General features: G+C 51.3%; 3 rRNA genes. All 3 read left to right on the plus strand.

Going from position 1 to position 4,974, the window contains the following annotated elements:
• Positions 1 to 66: 66 nt before the first annotated feature.
• Positions 67 to 1,640 (plus strand): 16S ribosomal RNA (locus EKM95_RS11300).
• 199 nt (positions 1,641 to 1,839) lie between these two features.
• Positions 1,840 to 4,757 (plus strand): 23S ribosomal RNA (locus tag EKM95_RS11305).
• 100 nt (positions 4,758 to 4,857) lie between these two features.
• Positions 4,858 to 4,974: ribosomal RNA gene (rrf, locus tag EKM95_RS11310) — 5S ribosomal RNA — on the plus strand.
• Together the 16S, 23S and 5S rRNA genes form the textbook arrangement of a ribosomal RNA operon.

The raw sequence follows: 4,974 nt of genomic DNA on the forward strand, positions 1-4,974 counted from the left end.
CGGAGAATTAAACATGAGCGAAGTCAATTCGCTAGTAACAACAAATCGAGCTATTCAAACGGCTCATTATATGAGAGTTTGATCCTGGCTCAGGATGAACGCTGGCGGCGTGCCTAATACATGCAAGTCGAACGAGGTTTCGACAAGTGAATGACGTGCTTGCACTGAATGATCTTGTTGAGACCGAGTGGCGGACGGGTGAGTAACACGTGGGTAACCTGCCCTTAAGTGGGGGATAACATTTGGAAACAGATGCTAATACCGCATAAACCCAAAGATCACATGATCTTTGGTTGAAAGATGGCGTAAGCTATCGCTTTTGGATGGACCCGCGGCGTATTAGCTAGTTGGTAAGGTAAAGGCCTACCAAGGCAATGATACGTAGCCGACCTGAGAGGGTGATCGGCCACATTGGGACTGAGACACGGCCCAAACTCCTACGGGAGGCAGCAGTAGGGAATCTTCCACAATGGACGCAAGTCTGATGGAGCAACGCCGCGTGAGTGAAGAAGGCTTTCGGGTCGTAAAACTCTGTTGTTGGAGAAGAATGGTCGGCAGAGTAACTGTTGTCGGCGTGACGGTATCCAACCAGAAAGCCACGGCTAACTACGTGCCAGCAGCCGCGGTAATACGTAGGTGGCAAGCGTTATCCGGATTTATTGGGCGTAAAGCGAGCGCAGGCGGTTTCTTAAGTCTGATGTGAAAGCCTTCGGCTTAACCGAAGAAGTGCATCGGAAACTGGGAAACTTGAGTGCAGAAGAGGACAGTGGAACTCCATGTGTAGCGGTGAAATGCGTAGATATATGGAAGAACACCAGTGGCGAAGGCGGCTGTCTGGTCTGTAACTGACGCTGAGGCTCGAAAGCATGGGTAGCGAACAGGATTAGATACCCTGGTAGTCCATGCCGTAAACGATGAATGCTAGGTGTTGGAGGGTTTCCGCCCTTCAGTGCCGCAGCTAACGCATTAAGCATTCCGCCTGGGGAGTACGACCGCAAGGTTGAAACTCAAAGGAATTGACGGGGGCCCGCACAAGCGGTGGAGCATGTGGTTTAATTCGAAGCAACGCGAAGAACCTTACCAGGTCTTGACATCTTTTGACCACTTGAGAGATCAAGTTTTCCCTTCGGGGACAAAATGACAGGTGGTGCATGGTTGTCGTCAGCTCGTGTCGTGAGATGTTGGGTTAAGTCCCGCAACGAGCGCAACCCTTATGACTAGTTGCCAGCATTCAGTTGGGCACTCTAGTAAGACTGCCGGTGACAAACCGGAGGAAGGTGGGGATGACGTCAAATCATCATGCCCCTTATGACCTGGGCTACACACGTGCTACAATGGCCGGTACAACGAGTTGCGAACCCGCGAGGGCAAGCTAATCTCTTAAAGCCGGTCTCAGTTCGGACTGTAGGCTGCAACTCGCCTACACGAAGTCGGAATCGCTAGTAATCGCGGATCAGCATGCCGCGGTGAATACGTTCCCGGGCCTTGTACACACCGCCCGTCACACCATGAGAGTTTGTAACACCCGAAGCCGGTGGAGTAACCCGTAAGGGAGCTAGCCGTCTAAGGTGGGACAGATGATTAGGGTGAAGTCGTAACAAGGTAGCCGTAGGAGAACCTGCGGCTGGATCACCTCCTTTCTAAGGAAATTGATCAACACCTTGTGTTGATCATCGGGACCCTACACATGAAACTTTGTTTAGTTTTGAGAGGATGACTCTCAAACTTTGTTCTTTGAAAACTGGATATCATTGTTTAAAGAAATGCCGAGAACACAGCGTATTTGTATTGAGTTTCGAAAGAAATTCATTCGCGATGACCGTTCACGAAAGTGAACAAGGTCAAGTTACAAAGGGCGCACGGTGGATGCCTTGGCACTAGGAGCCGAAGAAGGACGCGACTAACAGCGATATGCTTCGGGGAGCTGTACGTAAGCTATGATCCGGAGATCTCCGAATGGGGGAACCCAGCCTGAGCGATCAGGTTACGCTTGAATGAATACATAGTTCAAGTGAGGCAGACGCGGGGAACTGAAACATCTAAGTACCTGCAGGAAGAGAAAGCAATTGCGATTCCCATAGTAGCGGCGAGCGAACCGGGAACAGCCCAAACCAGCGTGCTTGCATGCTGGGGTTGTAGGACTGGACATTGGAGTTACAAAGAAACGAGGTAGGCGAAGTCAGCTGGAAAGCTGCATCATAGAGGGTGAAAATCCCGTAGCCGAAACTTCGTTTCCTCCGTCCAGGATCCTGAGTACGGCGGAACACGTGAAATTCCGTCGGAATCCGGGTGGACCATCACCCAAGGCTAAATACTCCCTAGTGACCGATAGTGGACCAGTACCGTGAGGGAAAGGTGAAAAGCACCCCGGGAGGGGAGTGAAATAGTTCCTGAAACCGTGTGCCTACAATTAGTCGAAGGCCATTAATGGCTGACGGCGTGCCTTTTGTAGAATGAACCGGCGAGTTACGCTAACATGCGAGGTTAAGGTGAAAAGCCGGAGCCGTAGCGAAAGCGAGTCTGAATAGGGCGAATTAGTATGTTGGTGTAGACCCGAAACCAAGTGACCTACCCATGACCAGGTTGAAGGTGTGGTAAAACACACTGGAGGACCGAACCCGTGTATGTTGAAAAATGCTGGGATGAGTTGTGGGTAGCGGTGAAATTCCAAACGAACTTGGAGATAGCTGGTTCTCTCCGAAATAGCTTTAGGGCTAGCCTCGGAGGATGGATAATGGAGGTAGAGCACTGTTTGGACTAGGGGCCCGTCAAGGGTTACTGAATTCATATAAACTCCGAATACCATTTATCTTACTCCGGGAGTCAGACGGTGAGCGATAAGGTCCATCGTCGAAAGGGGAACAGCCCAGATCACCAGTTAAGGTCCCTAAATCTATGCTAAGTGGAAAAGGATGTGGCGTTGCACAGACAACTAGGATGTTGGCTCAGAAGCAGCCACCATTTAAAGAGTGCGTAATAGCTCACTAGTCGAGTGACCCTGCGCCGAAAATATACCGGGGCTAAGCATAGTACCGAAACTGTGGGTGCCAACGTAAGTTGGCGCGGTAGGAGAGCGTTCTAAGTGCGTTGAAGGTCGATCGTGAGGACGGCTGGAGCGCTTAGAAGTGAGAATGCCGGCATGAGTAGCGAAAGACAGGTGAGAATCCTGTCCACCGTATGACTAAGGTTTTCTGGGGAAGGCTCGTCCGCCCAGAGTTAGTCGGGACCTAAGGCGAGGCCGAGAGGCGTAGTCGATGGCAAACAGGTCGAAATTCCTGTACTAAAATGTTCTGTCTGAGCGATGGCGGGACGCAGGAGGTCAAGTCAAGCACACGGCTGGAAATGTGTGTCCAAGCAGTAAGTCTTGTATCGAGTGAAATGCTTGATACTTTAAGGACAAGCTGTGATGGGGAGCGAAATTATAGTAGCGAAGTGACTGAGATCACACTGCCGAGAAAAGCGTCTAGTGAGGAACATTTTACCCGTACCGCAAACCGACACAGGTAGTCGAGGAGAGTATCCTCAGGTGAGCGAGTGAACTCTCGTTAAGGAACTCGGCAAAATGACCCCGTAACTTCGGAAGAAGGGGTGCTGACCGCAAGGTCAGCCGCAGTGAATAGGCCCAAACAACTGTTTATCAAAAACACAGGTCTCTGCTAAATCGTAAGATGACGTATAGGGGCTGACACCTGCCCGGTGCTGGAAGGTTAAGAGGATGAGTTAGCGTAAGCGAAGCCCAGAATTGAAGCCCCAGTAAACGGCGGCCGTAACTATAACGGTCCTAAGGTAGCGAAATTCCTTGTCGGGTAAGTTCCGACCCGCACGAAAGGTGTAATGATTTGGGCACTGTCTCAACGAGAGACTCGGTGAAATTATAGTACCCGTGAAGATGCGGGTTACCCGCGACAGGACGGAAAGACCCCATGGAGCTTTACTGTAGCTTGATATTGAGTGTTTGTACCGCTTGTACAGGATAGGTAGGAGCCGTAGAGATCGGAACGCTAGTTTCGAAGGAGGCAATGGTGGGATACTACCCTTGCTGTATGAACACTCTAACCATGACCACTAAGCGTGGTCTGAGACAGTGTCAGGTGGGCAGTTTGACTGGGGCGGTCGCCTCCTAAAATGTAACGGAGGCGCCCAAAGGTTCCCTCAGAATGGTTGGAAATCATTCGCAGAGTGTAAAGGTATAAGGGAGCTTGACTGCGAGACTGACAAGTCGAGCAGGGAGGAAACTCGGGCTTAGTGATCCGGTGGTACCGTATGGAAGGGCCATCGCTCAACGGATAAAAGCTACCCTGGGGATAACAGGCTTATCTTCCCCAAGAGTCCACATCGACGGGAAGGTTTGGCACCTCGATGTCGGCTCATCGCATCCTGGGGCTGTAGTCGGTCCCAAGGGTTGGGCTGTTCGCCCATTAAAGCGGTACGCGAGCTGGGTTCAAAACGTCGTGAGACAGTTTGGTCCCTATCCGTCGCGGGCGCAGGAAATTTGAGAGGAGCTGTCCTTAGTACGAGAGGACCGGGATGGACGTTCCGCTGGTGTACCAGTTGTGCCGCCAGGCGCATCGCTGGGTAGCTATGAACGGAAGGGATAAACGCTGAAAGCATCTAAGTGTGAAGCCCCCCTCGAGATGAGATTTCCCATTCCTATATGGAAGTAAGACCCCTGAGAGATGATCAGGTAGATAGGCTGGAAGTGGAAGTGCAGCGATGTATGGAGCGGACCAGTACTAATCGGTCGAGGACTTGACCAAACGAACGCAACGTCAGTTGCGTTCGGCGAAGCAGATACGTTTCGACGCATTCAAACAATGATGTCCAGTTTTGAGAGTGCAAAGCTCTCAGTTAAATAAGTGCGGTGGCGATAGCGAGAAGGATACACCTGTTCCCATGCCGAACACAGAAGTTAAGCTTCTCTACGCCGAGAGTAGTTGGTGGGTAACTGCCTGCGAGGGTAGGAAGCCGCCGCGC

This window comes from Lacticaseibacillus yichunensis (assembly GCF_003946405.1).
GTDB lineage: Bacteria > Bacillota > Bacilli > Lactobacillales > Lactobacillaceae > Lacticaseibacillus > Lacticaseibacillus yichunensis.